The organism is Rhodomicrobium sp. Az07, assembly GCF_018619475.1.
Lineage (GTDB): Bacteria > Pseudomonadota > Alphaproteobacteria > Rhizobiales > Rhodomicrobiaceae > Rhodomicrobium.
In genome coordinates, this window is sequence record NZ_JAHFZG010000071.1 from 1 (window position 1) to 289 (window position 289).

The following is a 289-nucleotide window of genomic DNA, read 5'->3' on the forward strand; positions in this document are numbered from 1 at the left end:
GGAAGCGCGCAAGGACATCTCGCTCGAAGAATTGCGCCAGGCGCTGGTCGAGATCGGCCTGACCGTTTCGGTAGCCGGGCTTCACCGCTTCTTTGTGCGTCACGGCATGACGCGCAAAAAAAGACAGGCCATGCCATCGAACAGGAGCGTCCCGACATCCTGAAGCAGCGGCGGAACTGGTTCGACGGCCAACTCGACCTGGAACCGGAGCGCCTCGTGTTCATAGACGAAACGTGGACCGCCACCAACATGGCCCGCAGCCACGGGCGCTGCGCGAAGGGCGAGCGCC

Annotated in this window: 1 pseudogene; it reads left to right on the forward strand. The window is 63.7% G+C overall.

Features of this window, described 5'->3' with window-relative positions:
* Window positions 1-289, forward strand: a pseudogene (locus KKP04_RS15375) (IS630 family transposase); the annotation flags it as partial.